Here is a 17,160-nt window from a genome sequence, read left to right on the forward strand (position 1 = left end):
TGTACATACACCTTTCCCAGTCATGATGAATACGATGGATGGGGGTGATTCTATGAAAAGATGTAGGCAATGTGGTAAGACATATCCAACTCATTCGACAGACCACTACCAAAAAGGAAGCTGGTATGATGCGTATAAGGATGATGGCTGGGAATGTGATAGTTGTAAAAAAGGGATATCAGAAAAGCCTAGGAAACCAGTAAAAAATCCTTGCTGCGGAAAAGATCCTTGTGTTTGTGTGATTCAAGGTCCGCCAGGCGGGAGAGGAAGAAGAGGCCCAGCAGGTCCAGCGGGTGCAGTGGGTCCAGCGGGTCCGGCAGGCCCAGCAGGCCCAGCAGGCCCAGCAGGTCCAGCAGGTCCAATCGGTCCAACAGGCGTAGGTTTAACAGGCATCTTGGCATTTGATCCAGCAGTAGCACCAACCTACCCAGTAGGGCAAGTGGTGACATACGATGGCAGTACGTACGTCGTCAATTCAGTACCTCCATTAGGTACACCGGATACGTCGGCAGATTATACATTATTAGCTGCAGCGGGGGAAACAGGTACAGGGCCAACAGGTGTCACAGGAGATCCAGGTCCAACTGGAGCCACCGGCGTGGGTTTAACTGGGGTTGTACCGTATGATGCTGCAGCAGCACCAGGATATCCATTGGGGCAAGTGGTGACATATGAAGGTGGAACGTATCTTGTGAATACAGCATCACCAACAGGTACACCAGATACATCACCAGATTATACGCTTTTAGCCGCTGTAGGCGCGACTGGCGTTACAGGCGCTACCGGTACGGGAGCAACAGGAGAAATTGGTCCAACCGGAGCCACCGGCGTTACGGGAGCAACAGGAGAAATTGGTCCAACCGGAGCCACCGGCGTCACGGGAGCGACGGGAGAAATTGGCCCAACCGGAGCCACTGGTGTTACAGGAGCGACTGGAGAAATTGGTCCAACCGGAACTACTGGCACAGGAGTCACAGGAGCAACGGGTACCACCGGTGCAACCGGAGCAACCGGTGTCACAGGAGCAACTGGTGATACGGGAGCCACAGGAGCCACCGGTGCCACAGGGATTACAGGAGCGACGGGAGTAGGTCTAGCCGGCGTCACAGCGTTTGATCCAGCGGCAGCGCCGACATATCCATTAGGTCAAGTGGTAACATATGAAGGAGGAACTTACCTCGTCAATACGGCGCCGCCAACAGGTACACCTGATACGTCACCAGATTATACGTTATTGGCCGCTGTAGGAGCGACTGGCGTTACGGGAGCAACCGGTACAGGAGTCACGGGTTCCACCGGCGCAACAGGAGTGACAGGAGCAACCGGGGAAGTTGGTCCAACCGGAGCTACCGGCGTCACTGGAGTTACGGGAGAAATTGGCCCAACCGGAGCTACTGGTATTACGGGAGCGACGGGGGAAATTGGCCCAACCGGAGCTACTGGCACAGGAGCAACAGGAGCAACAGGGATCACAGGCGCGACAGGAGAAACTGGTGCAACCGGCGTCACAGGACCAACTGGTGATACAGGGGCAACAGGAGTGACCGGAGCGACAGGTGTCGGTTTATCTGGAGTTGCAGCGTTTGATCCAGCAGTAGCGCCAACCTATCCAGTAGGTCAAGTGGTGACATATGAAGGAGGAACATATCTGGTCAATACAGCGCCGCCAACAGGCACACCGGATACTTCTCCAGACTATACGTTATTAGCAGCCGCAGGCGCGACAGGTGTCACGGGAGCGACAGGAGCAACTGGGGTAACCGGTGATACAGGAGCGACCGGAGCAACGGGCGTCACAGGAGCCACCGGGGTAACAGGAGATACGGGTGTAACCGGCGTCACAGGCCCAACTGGAGCAACTGGGATAACTGGTGATACAGGGGCAACAGGAGTAACCGGTGTAGGATTAACTGGTATTCTGACATTTGACCCAGCAACAGCGCCAACCTATCCAGTAGGTCAAGTGGTGACATATGAAGGTGGAACATATCTGGTCAATACAGCGCCGCCAACAGGCACACCGGATACTTCTTCAGACTATACGTTATTAGCAGCCGCAGGCGCGACAGGTGTCACGGGAGCGACAGGAGAAACTGGTGCAACCGGTGATACAGGAGCGACCGGAGCAACGGGCGTCACGGGTACAGGAGCAACCGGTGTAACTGGAGATACAGGAGCAACCGGCGTCACAGGAGCCACCGGGGTAACAGGAGATACGGGTGCAACTGGAGTAACCGGAGCAACTGGGGTAACGGGTGATACAGGTGCGACTGGAGTCACAGGAGCTACAGGTCTCACCGGAGCAACTGGAGTCACCGGAGCGACAGGAGTGACCGGTGCAACTGGATTAACTGGAGTAACCGGAGCGACCGGTGTCACAGGAGCCACAGGCTTAACCGGAGCAACTGGAGTAACAGGAGCCACGGGAGCCACAGGTTTAACCGGAGCAACCGGAGCAACTGGATTAACTGGAGTCACCGGAGTCACCGGAGTTACAGGTCTCACCGGCGCCACCGGAGTGACCGGCGCAACGGGGGTCACAGGTACAGGAGCAACAGGCGCCACCGGTCCAACAGGAGTGACAGGATCGAGTGCGATCATTCCGTTTGCTTCAGGTACACCTGCTGTCCTGACAACAATTGCAGGCGGTCTCGTTGGAACATCCAGCTTGATCGGATTTGGTAACTCAGCGACAGGTGTCAGTATTTTAGGCGGAGTGATTGATTTAACCGGCGCTGCAGGCACTTTACTCAACATGGCGTTCTCAGTTCCTAGAGCCGGAACAATCACATCATTTGCCGGCTATTTCAGTACGACAGCTGCTCTTTCTTTGCTTGGCACAAGTATTACGGTCACAGCTAGTTTGTTTGCTTCACCAACACCAAATAACAGTTTCACTCAAGTAGCGAGTGTCACTTTAGCACCAGCTTTAACCGGTGTTTTAACGCTGGGTGCAATTGCAAATGGTATCGCGACTGGTCTAAATGTACCAGTCACACCTGAAACACGATTGCTTGTTGTATTCTCCGCATCAGCTACAGGTCTTTCCTTAGTGAATACCGTAGCAGGCTATGCGAGTGCTGGTTTATCGATCACGTAATAGGCATACAGGGACGACTCGATTTTGAGTCGTCTTTTTTGTTTGAAAGAATTTTCTCTTAACTTAGTCAGAAAAAATGATATCATTTTCTTAGAGTCTATTCGGGTGAATCTACTGAATTAGGGGTTGTAGCGGTGAGAATGGGCAAAAGGAAAGTCACTTTACAAACGAAAATTTTGGGGTTAATTATCGGGCTTTTGCTTGTTGTCATTGCATTATTAACCATTTGTTTTGGTTTTTTGCAGACATCAGAAAGGCAGGGGCAAGCTGAACAGCTGGCGGTGCAGACCGCTAGAACGATATCATATATGCCGCCCATTAAAGCATCGGTGGCTCTATCAGCGTCCCAAAATGAAGAACAGGCAGTGCTTGAGCAAATGAAGGAGCAAGTAAGAGCACATGCCATCTTCATTACCAATCGAAAAGGAAAGGTCCTTGTTCATACGAATCATGAGGACGTAGGAAAAACCATCAGTGTATCGGAAGGAAGAAGTACCCTCTTATTTGGAGGAACCTCCATATCAACTGATGATTCTAATGGTGAAACCGTTGTCAGAGGCAGTGCACCCATTATGAAAGAAACAGAGGGGTATGAAGAAATTATCGGCACAGTCACCGTCGAATTTTTAAAAAAGGAAATTGATCAAGCGACAGCTCATCAGCTATTGAAACTTAGCTATATTGCCCTTCTTGTGCTTTTGCCTGGCATATTCGGTGCGATTTTTTTAACGAAGAGTATTCGCAAAGATACATTAGGGCTTGAGCCGCATGAAATTGCTTCGTTGTATCGAGAGAGAGAGGCGATGCTGCTCGCTATAAAAGAAGGGATCATTGCGTTTGACCAGAAAGGCGCGATTACGATGATGAATACATCAGCTGAGCACATGCTGCGCGTCTCATCAAAGCTGCCCCTTCATATTGATCAAGTCTTGCCAAATGCCAAACTTCTTCTCTATTTAAAGGCAGAGATGATTGAACCTAACATCGAAACCGTCGTTAATGATAAAACCTATGTCTTAAATGTGAAAAAAGTAATGCAGGAGAATCGAGTATTCGGAGGGATTGTGAGCTTCAGGGAGAAAACAGAGCTGACGAAGCTGCTGGATACATTAACAGAGGTCAGTCAATATTCAGAAGACCTGAGGGCACAAACGCACGAATTCTCAAATAAGCTGTACGCCATCTTAGGCCTGCTTGAGCTGAAGCAATTCGATGAAGCCATCGACTTAATTAAAGAAGAATATCATCTGCAAAACCGTCAGCACGATTTACTCATGAAGCAGATTCGTTCTCCTAAAATACAAGCCATCTTACTTGGCAAGTTAGGGAAAGCATCTGAGAAAAAAGTCCATTTCCACATTGATGAAAATAGCTCACTAGAGCCGCTCCCAGCTCATTTAAGCCTATCTCACTTTATCACCATCATTGGCAATCTCGTAGATAATGCTTTTGAAGCTGTATTAAATAAGGAGAAGCGCGAGGTAGACCTGTTCATCACAGATATTGGGTTTGATATTATCATAGAAGTGTCAGATTCAGGTGATGGAGTGAATGAAGAGGAGCTGTCACAGATTTTCACAAGAGGCCATTCGTCAAAGGGAGAAGGACGAGGCTATGGGCTTGCAAATGTGAAAGAAGTGTTGGACGAGCTTGGGGGCTGGATTGAAGTTGCGAACCAAAAAGAAGGCGGTGCCATCTTCACTGTATACATACCGAAAGGCACAAAGGGGGAATAGATGGTGATTAAGGTACTCATTGCGGAGGATGATTTTCGAATCGCTGCCATTCATGAATCTTATATACAAAAGATAGAAGGATTTAAGGTCGCTGGAAAGGCAAAGAGTGCAAAGGATATGTGGGAGGCGCTCCAGAGGGAACAAGTGGATCTCATCTTGCTTGATGTCTATATGCCTGATGAGCTCGGCACAAACCTGCTGCCGCTTTTAAGAGAACGCTATCCTGAAGTAGATGTGATCATTATCACGGCTGCAACGGAAACGACGCTTTTAAGAGATGCGCTTCATTACGGAGTGGTTCATTATTTAATCAAACCGGTGACCGCACAAAAGTTTGCACAAGTTTTAACTGAATATAAAGAGAAGAAAGACATCATCAATTCAAAGGATGAAGTCAATCAAACGATGATCGATCTGTTTTTTGGGCAGATGCAGGAAGAGCCAAAACAAAGGGATGACAGAGATCTTCCTACAGGCATCAATTCACTGACCTTGGATAAAGTGAAAACATTGATGGCATCAGAGAATAGCGGAATTACAGCAGAAGAACTCGGGGAAAAGATGGGCGCATCACGTACAACGGCGAGACGGTACGTAGAGTATCTCGTGACAACAGGGGAATGCCGGGCAGAGCTTGCATACGGAATCATTGGCAGACCTGAACGTAAATATTACCCTGCCAAACAAGCGGAGTCATAAAAGATGAAAAAAGGAATACTTTTTGTGATCGTGCTCTGCCTTTGTATGACGCTCACCTTTAATGAAAAAAAGGCCGGTGATTCTTTCCTGCAGCAAAGCTCCTTATATATTGTGGTGTCGGGTGTACCAGAGGGGGGATTTGACCAAACGGCTCAGGTGATGAAATCAGTGCTTGAACAAGAGAAGCTGGTGAACCGGCCTGTGAACATTCTTTATCAAAGAGGCGGAACGGTGGATAAAGGATGGACATACATGATGGAGCGAGAAGCCAACTATATCAGTTTAAATTCAAGCTTATTGTTAAGCCGTAATTTGCTTGGCAGCAGTAACGTGACGATGAATGATGTGACACCGCTGGCAATCCTTGCAGAAGAGTGGCAGGTCGTCGCAGTCCCAGTGGATTCTCCTTTTTCAAATGGGAAGGAGCTGTTACACGCACTTAAGAAAAAACCAGATTCCTTAAAAATTGGATTTGCCCCTGATTTTGGAAATGATGATCAAATCTCATTCGCCCGGGCAGCAGAAATGGCAGGAATTGATCCATATCGCATTCAATTTTTGAAATTTGACAGTGCAGATGATTTATTTCAGGCGCTCATCGACCATGAGGTGGATGCAGCAACGACTACCATTACAGAGGTTCGTCATGATTATGAAAAAAAGAGGCTGAAGCTCGTAGCGACGACAACCAGCCAGCGCTTAGATGGATTTGAAGATGTGCCGACATGGAAAGAGCAGGGCATTCCGCTCATCTTTTCCCATTGGCGCGGTGTGATGGGCCCAAAACAAATGAGTCAGCATGAGGTTCGTGAATGGGATCAGCTTCTTCAAAAAATGACGAAAACGAAGTCCTGGAAAAAGCGATTAAAGCAAAAGGGCTGGACAAGTCGTTATATGAACAGCAAAGAGGCAAAGGTCTTTATGGAAGATCAATTAAGGCAATATGAGCAATTGATACAAGGAGAACAAGCGATCGAGTGAGACCGCTTCCAGCGTGTAGACAAACCCTTGCATTCGGTGCCGGTTCTGTGTGCTGGTGCTCACGAATCTCATATTCGCTCCGCTCCAGTACTCATCCTTCCTAGACTGCAAAGGTTTTCTATCACACTGAAAAGAAGACAAAGGGCTTAAATAAACCCTTTGTTTTTTTCATGGAATTAAAAAGCCCAATGTTTGAACAAAATGAACAAAAAGCATTTATCGACCGAAAAAGAATTAAAATTCATAATATTTACTTCAATTCTCACCTCAGATATGATGACAAAAAGGGTTGGAAATGGGATACCAACACATTAATGAAAGCGTATACAACATAAGGGGTGAACAATATGTTAGCAATCTTAGGATTTCTTATGATGATTGTATTTATGGTTTTGATTATGACGAAACGTATGTCTGTTTTAACGGCATTGGTGTTAACACCAATTGCATTTGCTCTTATTGCAGGTTTTCATTTTACTGAAATTTCAGACATGATTGTTAAAGGTGTGCAGCAAGTCGCACCAACAGCAGTCATGATCATGTTTGCGATTTTGTACTTTGGCATTATGATTGATGCGGGTTTATTTGACCCAATGGTGGCGAAAATTTTAAAAATCGTTAAAGGCGATCCATTAAAAATCGTTGTCGGAACAGCTGTCTTGACGATGCTTGTTGCACTTGATGGTGATGGAACGACAACGTATATGATTACAACAACAGCGATGCTTCCACTATTTACGCTGCTTGGCATCCGTCCAATTATTTTAGCGGGTATTGCCGGGGTCGGCATGGGAATTATGAATACAATTCCATGGGGAGGAGCTACACCTAGAGCGGCGAGTGCACTTGGCGTCGATCCTTCACTTTTATTTGGACCAATGATTCCAGTCATTGGTGCAGGGGTTCTCAGTATGATTATTGTTGCTTATTTTCTTGGAAAAGCCGAAAGAAAACGCCTTGGTGTGATTGAACTTGACCAGCCGATTCATGCAAATGAAATGGCAGCGGCACTGCAAGATGACATCAAACGGCCGAAGCTTTGGTGGTTTAACCTGGCGCTGACTTTGTTATTGGTGCTGCTGCTTGTATCAGGTAAAGTCAGCTTAACTGTTCTATTTGTTCTTGCTTTCTGTGTGGCGATTATCGTGAACTATCCGAACTTGGACCAGCAGCGTGAGCGAATTGCGGCTCACTCAACAAACGTTTTAGCCATTGCTTCGATGATTTTTGCGGCAGGTGTTTTTACAGGTATTCTAACTGGAACGAAAATGGTCGATGAAATGGCGATTTCGATTGTATCTGCAATTCCAGAGCAGCTGGGCGGCTTTATTCCAGTCATTGTCGCATTAACAAGCGGGATCTTTACTTTCTTTATGCCGAATGATGCATACTTTTACGGCGTACTGCCGATCCTATCAGAAACAGCGGCAGCATATGGTGTCGATAAAATTGAGATTGCCAGAGCCTCTATTATTGGTCAGCCGATTCATATGTTAAGTCCACTTGTTCCATCGACTCATTTACTTGTTGGACTTGTTGGCGTATCACTGGATCAGCATCAGAAATTTGGGATGAAATGGGCTGTGCTGGCAGTCGTCGCTATGACCGTCATGGCGGTTCTCATTGGGGCCATTTCCATCTGGTAAATAAAAAAGTGTCTGCTGCGGGCAGGCACTTTTTTTAGGTCATATTGCCGACCAGGCTCCATTCATTTGCCCTAGACAAAGACAAGCCTGTTCCTCCAAAAGATTTATTTTTGAAAAATACTGACACTTTTGCTGTTTTTTTCTTTATAATGCAAATCAACGAAGGGAGAGGATAGCATGTCCAAACGAAAAGGCACGATTCTTTTTGCTGCTGCATGCCTCTTAGCAGGCAGTTTGTCGATGGTGAGCCCAGCTTCAGCTCATGCAGAAACCCCTTATTATGGAAAGAGTTATGAACAGCCGGCTTCAGTGAAAAAGCTATACCCTGAGCCTGACGAGACGTTTGATACCCCTGCCTTTCAGAAAAAAGGAGAAGCATTTACGACCCAAGAAGAGCTTCAAGCTTTCTTACGAGACATTGTCCGCAAAAGTCCTTACGCCACGCAGAGACAGATTGGAACATCCATTGAAGGCAGATCCATTCCGGCTCTGTACTTTACAAAGGATCGCTCCATCACGCCACTTTCAAAAAAGCCAACCATCTGGCTCCAAGCACAAATACACGGAAATGAACCAGCCTCCGGTGAATCTGCTCTCGTTATTGCAAAACGATTAGCAGGTGAAGAAGGAGAGCGTATACTCAATCATGTCAATATCATCATTGTCCCAAGAATCAATCCTGATGGTTCTTATGCGTTTGACCGCAGACTGGCAAACGGATTAGACGGAAACCGTGATCATATGACATTAGAATCTCCAGAACTGACAGCCCTGCATCAAGAATTTAATCGGTATGCGCCAGAAGTGGTCATTGATGCCCATGAATACGATGTGGGTCAAAAGCAGTTTGAAAATATCGGTTCATCAGGCGCTCTCAAATATCATGATTTGCTTATTCTTTCAGGGAAGAATCTAAATATTCCAGAAAGCATCCGGCTGACATCAAATGAGTTGTATGTAAACGGAGTTCGTGAAACGCTGACAAATAAAGGGTTTTCTAACGATTTGTATTATACAAACACAAGAGGAAAGGATGGAAAGATCGACATCTATGAAGGTGGAACGGATGCGCGAATTGGCCGTAATGCCCTTGCACTTTCGCCAGCCCTGTCATTTCTTGTAGAAAGCAGAGGGATTGGGATTGGAAGAGAGGATTTTGCCCGCCGCGTCGCTGCCCAAGTAGCCACCCATGAAAAAATCATTGAAACTACAGTGAAACATGCCAAACAGGTGAAGCAGCAAATGGTGACGGAGCGGCTGAAGCTGGTCAAAAAAGGACTGCTGCCAAATGATGATGATCAGGTAGTCATTCAAGACGATTTCAAAGCATCTGTCAATGACTCGTTGGAAATGGTTGATATTGAGAAGGGACAAACGACTCAAGTTCCTGTACGCTTTCACAGTGCGAGCGATGCTGTTCCCGTCTTAACAAGAGAACGGCCGACAGCTTATCTCATTCTTCCGGGGCATGAAGGAGTAGAAAGGAAACTCAGAACATTAGGATTAAAAAGTGTCACATTGCCGGCTGGCATGAAAGTGCCGGTACAAGCCTATCAGGTGACAAAGCGAGAGGAAAAGAGCAAAACAGATATTCAGCTTGAAACAAAACTCGTTGACAAGAAACGCCAGCTGCCAAAAGGAACAAAGGTATATGTCACGGCACAGCCGCAAACCAATTTGCTCTCACTTGCCCTTGAACCAGAATCAAAGGACAGCTATATGTCATCAGGGTTTATTGCTTCAAAAGCAGGTGATGAACTGCCAGTCTATCGTTTCATGCTTCCAAAAAAGACGTTAGGCATTCAATAAAAAGGACTAAAATGATAGCCCTTTATCAAATGTAAAAGCGGCACTAGGCGTGCCGCTTTTTTTATTTTCGTCCAGCTCTTATTTCATCTGTCATGCCTTCATATGGTGCTTCTGCGATAATGGTTTCGTCATTCACACCTGCATGATGGATATACGTAATGTCCGCAAATTCTGGGACAACATATTTCGGATAGGTTTCGTATTTTTCACGAGATTCTTTCATGAGATCGATGTAGTCATTTTGATAGCAAACTGTGATATCTGGACGTTCATGCACCCATTTAGGGAAGAAGATGACGCCATGCATGCGTTTTTCCTCAGGCATAAAGTTCAGAGAGACGTCTGTCCCAGTTGGTTCTGTCCAAGAGACTTTGTATACGCCTTTTGTCAGCTTCACAATATTTACTTCTTGATCACGGACCCAGCGTCCTCCAACCATTCCGCTATGAATGCGGTAATCAATGGTGTGATCGTTTTTAATGTAAATCTCATATTCCCAGCCATTTTCATACGTATAAATCATATGAAGTCCAACGAATTGATCCATGTTTATTCCTTCTTTCATTAGAATGATGTTTTTTCAAACATGTTGTGATTTACATATTTATTTTAAAGTCTATGGTATACTATTGTCAAAGAATAAGCGTTGGAGGCACATCATGAGAGTACTAAAATATGCCATTCTTGGCTTGCTGGATCAGCATGAGCTGACGGGATACGATATCACGAAACATTTTAAGGATTCCCTTGGACAGTTTTGGAGTGCGAAGCACAGTCAGATTTACCCTGAGCTGAAGCGTCTTACAGAGGAAGGATTTATTGAATTTGATATTCACATACAAGGAAAAAAGCTGGAGAAGAAGGTCTATCAAATTACAGCGGCAGGAAAAGAAGAATTGCGTCAGTGGTTAAAAACAAAAGATCCGATTCCGGAAACAACAAAGGATGAATTCATGCTCAAAACCTTTTTCATCTCCTCCATGGACAAAAAAGAAGCGGCTGACCTGTTTGCCTATCAACTGTTAGAGCGCACCAAGAAAGTAGATGTGCTGGAACAGAAGCTGCACGCTTTGACAGAGGAAGACCCTTCTGCTGAATCGCTGCATTCAGCGCAATTTGGGCATTACTTAGTGCTCACAAGGGCAATTGAAAGAGAAAAAGGCTATGTCCGCTGGCTCCAAAAGACCCTTAAACGTATTGATTCATCTATGATCTAAGGACAATGGTCGGATGATATGATAAAAAATGGTTTGAAACGAGTGAATTTATCAATAGAAACCGCTACAATGGATATATTCGTATTAAAGTGAGGCGAGTATGTTTGAGTAATCAAGAAGCGTTGTGGAATGAAGCAGAAGCTTTTATTTCTGTATGCTATGAAGAATTAAACAAGTCAAATGAAGAGAAAGCAGCACGTCTGCATGAAATAAAAAAAGAAATTGAGTCTGAAGGAATTTATACGCATACACTAGAGGAATTAGCTCACGGGGCGAAAATGGCATGGCGCAACAGTAACCGCTGCATTGGCCGTTTGTTTTGGTCGACCCTGCAAGTGCATGACTGCCGGCATGTAAAGACAGAGGATGAGGTGAAGGAGGCGCTCTTTCATCATATTGAGTATGCGACAAATGGCGGGAAAATCAAACCGTCCATTACGATTTTTCCCCCAGAGAAAAACAGACAGAAGGAAGTCGTCATTTATAATCATCAGCTCGTTCGTTATGCAGGCTATGAGTCGGAATATGGCATCATCGGCGACGAGGCATCTCTTGAATTAACAAAATTATGTCAAGCCTATGGCTGGGAAGGAGAAGGCACACATTTTGATATTTTGCCTCTCATGTTTCAGCTAAAAGGTCAGCCGCCTGTTCTGTATGAGCTTCCGAAAGAAATCGTCCAAGAGGTAGAGATCACCCATCCTGAATATGATGGATTCCGTGATTTGGGACTAAAATGGTATGCGGTTCCGATTATTGCTGATATGAAATTAGAGATTGGCGGTATTCATTACAATGCTGCACCGTTTAATGGCTGGTATATGGGCACAGAAATTGGCGCACGCAACCTAGCGGATGAAAACCGCTACAATATGCTGAAAAAAGTCGCTTCTCTTTTAGGACTGGACACAACCAAGAATGCGTCCCTTTGGAAGGATAAAGCCATTGTCGAATTGAATGTGGCGGTTCTCCATTCTTATCGTGAAGCAGGGGTGACCATTGTTGATCACCATACAGCAGCACATCAATTCAAGCAGTTTGAAAAGCAGGAAGAAAAGGCTGACCGCAAGCTGACTGGGGACTGGACATGGCTGATTCCGCCAGTATCACCAGCTGCTACCCACATATTCCACAAGCATTACGACAATACCATTGTGAAACCAAACTATTTTTATCAGGAAAAGCCCTATCACGGGACAGAAAAAGCCTAGCGAGAGCTAGGTTTTTTTATTATCTTATTCGAAAATCCTGATAATGAGCCAGCTCAGTGAGCGGCTCCATTTGCATGTCGGTGACTTTTGAAAAAGGACTTCCTTTCCGGACAGTCTCTAAGAAATCAATCACTTTCTGCTGCTCACCCTCTACCTTTAACTCGACATGACCTTCATCTGTGTTGCGTACCCTACCCAGCCTTTCATTCCACGATTGACAGCTTCTCCCTGAACAAAATAACGAAAGCCGACTCCTTGCACACGTCCTTTTACAATGGCGTGATAATGAATCATGATCATCACTCCTTTTTTCACATCGTACCATAGCCTGCATCTGATCTTCACGCCTCGACTATGATTTGATTGTCAAACGATGTAAAATAAAAGCCAGTAGACAACCAAAGGAGATGGCCATCGTGGGACAAAAGAGATACGACATAGAAGGAATCCAAGTAGGACAACCTATCATTACCTATGCGAATGGAAAAGAAATCAAAACAGCCATCAACAAAAGGCGCATTCATGAGCCTGTGTATTTAAGTCAGGTCAATTTTGAAGGAGATGGTCAGGGGGATTTGGTTCATCATGGGGGTTATGATAAAGCCGTCTGCGTCTTTCCGTATGATCATTATGCTCACTTTGAACAATTTTTAGGGGTTCCATTACAGGAAGCTGCCTTTGGCGAGAATGTAACAGTACGCCAGCTAGTTGAAACGAATGTGCATATTGGCGATGTGTTTCAGCTTGGGGATGCATTTGTTGAGGTGAGCCAGCCAAGACAGCCTTGTGTGAAATTGTCTCTTAAGCATGGCAACATGAAGCTTGTAAAGGAAGTGCAAAAAACAGGGTATACAGGCTTTTATTTACGTGTATTGAAAGAAGGCATGGTGCCGCCTGATGCATCGCTAGTACTAGTAGAAAAAGCGTCCCATCACATTACGGTCCATGAGGTCAATGAAGTCAAATATCGACAAACAAGTCCAGAGAGACTGAAAGCCGTTCTTGAAGTAGATGCCTTAGCAGATGTGGTCAGGAAGTCTTTAGAAAAACGAATTCAGCACATTTAAAAAAAGCCGTACATCAGCTTAAGATGTGCGGCTTTTCTAAGCTTATGAGCTGCGTTTCTTTTGCTCAAGAAGATTTGCAAGGAAATATGTTTTTAAGCTTTGAAGCTTTCTTCCTTCATGCTTGGTCACACCAAGCTTCTTTAATTCTTCGACATACCAGCCTTTGCTACCATAATGCATGATAGAAAACTCCTTTCAATTGAAACTGCCTGCATTGTAACATCTCAAAAAAGAAGGTGAAAAGCGTGCAGGTGTCAAGAAATGAAAACTGATTCTATCTGCCTATGATCCATGTATATGCTGGAAATATTGATTTATGAATTTGGCGGGTTGAGGGTAACGAGGATCATGCCGACCGTCATAATCATGATGATAACACCAAGATAGGTCATCATGGATTGTTTTTTCTTAATCCCTACAACCGTTAAGATAATACTTTCGATGAAAAAGATAACACCTATGATGATGAACCACATATCAAATAAGACCCCTTTCGCATATCTTTGCCTATTTTACCACAGGCTTTTTTGTTTAGTCGTGACAGATTCGTGAAACGGGCATGAAAAAATCCCCACCTGTGAAGGAGGGGACTCGCTTGGCTTACAGCTTTGTTAAAATAATCGGTTCGTCTTTAGTAATCACAATCGTATGTTCAATCTGTGCCACTAGACTTTTATCTGGTGTTTTAAATGTCCAGCCATCATCAGCCTGATAAATCGATTCAGCATTTGTTGAAATGAAAGGTTCAAAGGCAATGACTGTGCCATTTTTAAACAAAGCATTATCGAATGGATCATAGTAGTTCAAAATATGGTTGGGTGCTTCATGCAGATTCTTCCCAATGCCGTGTCCTGTCAGGTTTTTAATGACAGTAAATCCTTGTTCTTTCGCTGTATTGTAGACCGCGCGGCCAATTTGGTTTTGTCTTTTACCGGCTTTTGCATGCTTTAATCCTTCAAGGAACGCATCCTCCGCACACTTACATAATGCTTCAAGACGAGCATCACCTGTTCCTAAAACGAATGAAATACCTGTATCGGAATAATATCCGTCAAGCTCTGCTGAGATATCAATGTTCACGAGGTCTCCCTCTTGTAAAATGGTTTTTTCACTAGGGATACCGTGTGCAACTTCATCGTTTACGCTGATACAAGTGGTACCAGGAAAGTCATATTCCTTTTCAGGTGCTGAATTGGCACCGTGCTCTTCTAATATTTTTTTCCCAATCAAATCTAATTCTTTTGTAGACATGCCTGGTTTCGCTTGGCTTTTCATTTCTTCTCTTGCCAAAGCGACAATTCGGCCGACTTTTTTTAAGGCTTCTAACTCATGATCATGTTTGACAATCACTGTTCATTCCCGCTTTCTATATCTTCATTCTATTCAATAGCTTACCACATTTTACGCAAAAAGAGTAAAGAGCGGAATTCAAATGGATGTGGACAAATTGGTATAGATAACTAGACGTGCATATGATATATTTTTTATGAACATCATGAATGATTTTGGTCATGATGATGACAAAGGGGGGAAATCAGATGGTGTTTCAGTTTTTTCAAAAGCTAGGAAAATCATTTATGCTTCCAATCGCTGTACTTCCAGCAGCAGGGATTATTTTGGCCATTGGGCGGGAGGATGTATTCAATATCCCGTTTATTCATGCGGCAGGGAATGCAATTTTTGCGAACTTGGCTTTAATTTTTGCAATGGGTGTAGCGATTGGTATTTCAAAGGATGGGAACGGGGCAGCGGCATTATCAGGAGCGATCTCTTATTTTATTTTGTCAGCCGGTACAACGTCGATTAACTCAACCAACAATATGGGGGTATTGGGCGGTATTTTATGCGGGCTTTTGGCAGGTTATGTTTACAATAAATTTAAGGATACGAAACTGCCGGAATACTTAGGTTTCTTTAGCGGAAGGCGGCTTGTGCCTATTATGACCGCACTTTTCACCATTCTATTAGCAGCCGTTTTCGGATATGTATGGCCGCCGATTCAAAGTGTAATCAATGATTTAGGAGAATGGATTTTAAGTCTTGGTGCAACAGGTGCAGGGCTGTTTGGTTTCTTTAACCGATTGCTCATTCCATTAGGACTTCACCATGTCTTGAATAACTTATTTTGGTTTCAATTCGGGGAATTCAGCGGTGCAACAGGGGATTTAGCGCGATTCTTTAAAGGAGATCCAAGCGCGGGTGTCTTTATGACCGGATTCTTCCCAGTGATGATGTTTGGTCTGCCAGCGGCATGTCTAGCCATGGTTGTAACTGCAAAACCTGAGAAGCGAAAAGCAACAGCTGGTCTGATGATTGGGATGGCACTTACATCATTTATAACAGGGATCACTGAACCAATTGAATTTTCTTTTATGTTTTTATCTCCACTTTTATATGGTGTCCATGCTATTTTGACGGGGCTTTCGCTTTTTATTGTAAACACTCTTGGGATTCATAGCGGCTTTGCCTTTTCAGCAGGTGCGATTGATTACGTCTTAAGCTTCGGAATTGCGCAAAAACCGATCTTGCTTCTTGTAGTAGGAATCATTTATGGCGTCGTGTACTTTGTCGTTTTCTATTTCCTCATTAAACTATTAAAGCTGAAAACACCAGGCAGGGAAGATGATGACATGGAAGATATCGCAGCGGATGATACGGTGACGGCAGGAGGAGCGAGTATGCTCGTAGAGGGACTTGGCGGCAAAGACAATATCACCACGATTGATCATTGTGCCACACGTCTTCGCTTAACAGTAGAGGATACAAATTTATTAAATGAAGGTACATTGAAAAAAGCAGGTGCCAAAGGGGTCCTGACTTCTGGAAAAACAACCGTACAAATCATCATTGGAACGAATGTAGAATTTGTCGCAGATGATCTCCGTAAGGAAGTCGATCGAGATTAAAAAAAACGTTCAGCCAGGTCAAATGGGCTGAACGTTTTTTTGTTTACGCTGTTCGATCACCAGTACAATGCTGATGACAACAAGTAAAAACCACGAACTGATTTTACCAAGATGGACGAGAGACCAAGCATGCTGCTGATTTGGATATTGCCATGCGCCTAAAAAGGTCGTGACATTTTCGGCCATCCAAATAAAAAAGCCAATCAGGAGAAATGAAACAACAAGCGGCATTCGAAAGGAAGATGGACCAACCTGAAACGAAACCGACGTTTTCCGAAACACAACAACAAGCAGACATGTCAGCCACCACCTGACATCATAGAGCCAGTGATGCGTAAAGAAATTGAGATAAATGCACAAACTGATGCCAATTGAAAGAAATGGATGAGGCCAGTCGGCCACTTTTACATGAAGTCGTGAAAGTGCCTGATAAATATAACTAGCCACACTCGCATACATAAAGCCGCTATAAAGTGGAACCCCAAATATTTTTGTATAAGCTTCTTCAGGGTAGGACCAAGAGCCCATATGTACTTTATACACTTCTAAACAGATTCCTATGAGATGAAATAGACAAATGACCTTTAGCTCCGCCCAAGTCTCCAGCCGCAGCGTCAGCATCAGGATCTGAGCTGCGATGCAAAGCAGTAGAATGAAATCATACCGGTGAAGAAAAGGAATAGACACCGTCTTTGATAGGGCAAGCGCCGCAAAGATCATGACGGGAAATAGACATGAGATGGCTTGTAAATAAGCAAAATGAAATAGTGTTTTCATACAAAATTAAA

15 protein-coding genes and 1 pseudogene are annotated in these 17,160 nt (G+C 44.6%); 10 read left to right on the forward strand and 6 right to left on the reverse strand.

The features are described 5' to 3' along the window. The first annotated feature begins 52 nt into the window (after positions 1–52). The 6 genes from MHB41_RS03620 to MHB41_RS03645 all read left to right on the forward strand — a co-directional run bounded on the left by MHB41_RS03620 (position 53) and on the right by MHB41_RS03645 (position 9,971). Complete coding sequence (locus MHB41_RS03620; protein WP_340899184.1) at positions 53–3,100, forward strand: exosporium glycoprotein BclB-related protein; 3,048 nt, start codon at positions 53–55, stop codon at positions 3,098–3,100. 140 nt (positions 3,101–3,240) lie between these two features. Next, positions 3,241–4,836: a sensor histidine kinase gene (locus MHB41_RS03625; protein WP_340900255.1), complete on the forward strand. Its 1,596-nt coding sequence runs from the start codon at positions 3,241–3,243 to the stop codon at positions 4,834–4,836. A 3-nt stretch (positions 4,837–4,839) separates the two neighbouring features. Then, positions 4,840–5,535: a response regulator gene (locus MHB41_RS03630; RefSeq protein WP_024424602.1), complete on the forward strand. Its 696-nt coding sequence runs from the start codon at positions 4,840–4,842 to the stop codon at positions 5,533–5,535. A 3-nt stretch (positions 5,536–5,538) separates the two neighbouring features. Continuing rightward, positions 5,539–6,516 (forward strand): tripartite tricarboxylate transporter substrate-binding protein, encoded by a 978-nt coding sequence (locus MHB41_RS03635; protein ID WP_034283665.1) that lies wholly within the window; start codon positions 5,539–5,541, stop codon positions 6,514–6,516. 347 nt (positions 6,517–6,863) lie between these two features. Next, positions 6,864–8,162, forward strand: a complete 1,299-nt coding sequence (locus tag MHB41_RS03640; protein ID WP_034283666.1) for a citrate:proton symporter — start codon at positions 6,864–6,866, stop codon at positions 8,160–8,162. 177 nt (positions 8,163–8,339) lie between these two features. Then, a complete protein-coding gene (locus tag MHB41_RS03645; RefSeq protein WP_041116161.1) occupies positions 8,340–9,971 on the forward strand; it encodes a M14 family metallopeptidase in 1,632 nt (543 codons plus the stop codon). A gap of 61 nt (positions 9,972–10,032) precedes the next feature. Here the strand turns inward: MHB41_RS03645 and MHB41_RS03650 are convergent, their stop codons facing one another. Beyond that, positions 10,033–10,518: a phenolic acid decarboxylase gene (locus tag MHB41_RS03650; RefSeq protein ID WP_008341777.1), complete on the reverse strand. Its 486-nt coding sequence runs from the start codon at positions 10,516–10,518 to the stop codon at positions 10,033–10,035. A 112-nt stretch (positions 10,519–10,630) separates the two neighbouring features. Here MHB41_RS03650 and MHB41_RS03655 point away from each other — a divergent pair, with 112 nt between their 5' ends. Both MHB41_RS03655 and MHB41_RS03660 read left to right on the forward strand, forming a co-directional pair. After that, positions 10,631–11,188 (forward strand): PadR family transcriptional regulator, encoded by a 558-nt coding sequence (locus tag MHB41_RS03655; RefSeq protein WP_340899183.1) that lies wholly within the window; start codon positions 10,631–10,633, stop codon positions 11,186–11,188. A 104-nt stretch (positions 11,189–11,292) separates the two neighbouring features. After that, complete coding sequence (locus MHB41_RS03660) at positions 11,293–12,399, forward strand: nitric oxide synthase oxygenase (protein ID WP_101676693.1); 1,107 nt, start codon at positions 11,293–11,295, stop codon at positions 12,397–12,399. Positions 12,400–12,418: 19 nt separating this feature from the next. On the opposite strand, the pseudogene MHB41_RS03665 reads toward MHB41_RS03660, so the two are convergent. Then, a pseudogene (locus MHB41_RS03665) lies at positions 12,419–12,693 on the reverse strand (acylphosphatase). A gap of 122 nt (positions 12,694–12,815) precedes the next feature. Here MHB41_RS03665 and MHB41_RS03670 point away from each other — a divergent pair. Further along, positions 12,816–13,466 (forward strand): MOSC domain-containing protein, encoded by a 651-nt coding sequence (locus MHB41_RS03670; protein WP_034283671.1) that lies wholly within the window; start codon positions 12,816–12,818, stop codon positions 13,464–13,466. A gap of 42 nt (positions 13,467–13,508) precedes the next feature. On the opposite strand, the gene MHB41_RS03675 is transcribed toward MHB41_RS03670, so the two are convergent. From MHB41_RS03675 to map, 3 genes are all read right to left on the reverse strand, one after another. Next, positions 13,509–13,646: a YflJ family protein gene (locus MHB41_RS03675; RefSeq protein WP_064497716.1), complete on the reverse strand. Its 138-nt coding sequence runs from the start codon at positions 13,644–13,646 to the stop codon at positions 13,509–13,511. A 134-nt stretch (positions 13,647–13,780) separates the two neighbouring features. After that, the gene (locus MHB41_RS03680; RefSeq protein WP_087976421.1) at positions 13,781–13,942 is read right to left on the reverse strand and encodes a hypothetical protein; all 162 of its coding nucleotides are present in this window, start codon (positions 13,940–13,942) and stop codon (positions 13,781–13,783) included. Positions 13,943–14,066: 124 nt separating this feature from the next. Then, a complete protein-coding gene (gene map, locus MHB41_RS03685) occupies positions 14,067–14,816 on the reverse strand; it encodes a type I methionyl aminopeptidase (RefSeq protein WP_024424611.1) in 750 nt (249 codons plus the stop codon). A gap of 188 nt (positions 14,817–15,004) precedes the next feature. Here map and nagE point away from each other — a divergent pair, with 188 nt between their 5' ends. After that, entirely contained in the window at positions 15,005–16,372 is a 1,368-nt protein-coding gene (nagE, locus tag MHB41_RS03690; RefSeq protein ID WP_034283672.1) for an N-acetylglucosamine-specific PTS transporter subunit IIBC, read from the forward strand. Positions 16,373–16,390: 18 nt separating this feature from the next. Here nagE and MHB41_RS03695 read toward each other — a convergent pair whose 3' ends face one another. Further along, positions 16,391–17,149, reverse strand: coding sequence for a DUF817 domain-containing protein (locus tag MHB41_RS03695; protein WP_340899182.1), 759 nt, complete (start codon positions 17,147–17,149; stop codon positions 16,391–16,393). Positions 17,150–17,160 lie beyond the last annotated feature (11 nt).

Origin of the sequence: Bacillus sp. FSL H7-0578, assembly GCF_038630855.1 — a bacterium.
GTDB classification, from domain to species: Bacteria; Bacillota; Bacilli; order Bacillales; family Bacillaceae; genus Bacillus; species Bacillus safensis.

What these genes read in the sequence shown, in the direction of transcription:
- MHB41_RS03645 (WP_041116161.1), top strand. Translation starts at nt 8,340, where the DNA reads ATGTCCAAACGAAAAGGCACGATTCTTTTTGCTGCTGCATGCCTCTTA.
- MHB41_RS03640 (WP_034283666.1), top strand. Translation starts at nt 6,864, where the DNA reads ATGTTAGCAATCTTAGGATTTCTTATGATGATTGTATTTATGGTTTTG.
- MHB41_RS03650 (WP_008341777.1), bottom strand. Translation starts at nt 10,518, where the DNA reads ATGGATCAATTCGTTGGACTTCATATGATTTATACGTATGAAAATGGC.
- MHB41_RS03655 (WP_340899183.1), top strand. Translation starts at nt 10,631, where the DNA reads ATGAGAGTACTAAAATATGCCATTCTTGGCTTGCTGGATCAGCATGAG.
- MHB41_RS03620 (WP_340899184.1), top strand. Translation starts at nt 53, where the DNA reads ATGAAAAGATGTAGGCAATGTGGTAAGACATATCCAACTCATTCGACA.
- MHB41_RS03625 (WP_340900255.1), top strand. Translation starts at nt 3,241, where the DNA reads ATGGGCAAAAGGAAAGTCACTTTACAAACGAAAATTTTGGGGTTAATT.
- nagE (WP_034283672.1), top strand. Translation starts at nt 15,005, where the DNA reads ATGGTGTTTCAGTTTTTTCAAAAGCTAGGAAAATCATTTATGCTTCCA.
- MHB41_RS03680 (WP_087976421.1), bottom strand. Translation starts at nt 13,942, where the DNA reads ATGTGGTTCATCATCATAGGTGTTATCTTTTTCATCGAAAGTATTATC.
- MHB41_RS03675 (WP_064497716.1), bottom strand. Translation starts at nt 13,646, where the DNA reads ATGCATTATGGTAGCAAAGGCTGGTATGTCGAAGAATTAAAGAAGCTT.
- MHB41_RS03635 (WP_034283665.1), top strand. Translation starts at nt 5,539, where the DNA reads ATGAAAAAAGGAATACTTTTTGTGATCGTGCTCTGCCTTTGTATGACG.
- MHB41_RS03695 (WP_340899182.1), bottom strand. Translation starts at nt 17,149, where the DNA reads ATGAAAACACTATTTCATTTTGCTTATTTACAAGCCATCTCATGTCTA.